The organism is Bacillus fungorum (genome assembly GCF_002746455.1).
Taxonomy (GTDB): Bacteria; Bacillota; Bacilli; order Bacillales; family Bacillaceae_G; genus Bacillus_A; species Bacillus_A fungorum.
Genome location: NZ_NWUW01000170.1, coordinates 1 through 485, shown reverse-complemented (window position 1 = coordinate 485; position 485 = coordinate 1). Strand labels below are relative to the sequence as shown.

Below are 485 nucleotides of genomic sequence, written 5' to 3'. Positions count from 1 at the left end.
TTTGTACAACGAACCAGTAAGTACCAAGCAAAAGATTTAGTCGCTTTATGTGTATGGGTGAGCCAAAATGTAGCGATGACTTCTTTAACTCAGTTATCTAGTTGTTTAGAAGCATCAACAGAAGTACTCATCAGCCCTGAGGGCTTGAATCAACGATTTAATAAAACGGCTGTTCAATTTTTACAACAACTATTAGCTGAACTACTAAACCAAAAACTGACCGCATCTATGCCAATTTCTTATCCATATACTTCTGTTTTCAAGCGTATTCGTATTTTAGATTCAACTGCATTTCAACTTCCAGATATATTTTCATCAATTTATCCTGGTGCGGGAGGATGCAGCCATACAGCGGGAGTAAAGATACAGCTTGAATATGATTTATTAAGTGGACAATTCCTTCATATTCATACAGGTCCAGGTAAACAACATGATCGAACCTACGGTTCCCTGTGTGCCCCAACTGTAAAAGCGAATGATTTATG

1 protein-coding gene is annotated in these 485 nt (G+C 37.7%); it reads left to right on the top strand.

The features are described from left to right. On the top strand, positions 1 to 485 hold a 485-nt coding region (locus CO726_RS31310; RefSeq protein WP_136699929.1), incomplete at both ends, for an IS4 family transposase.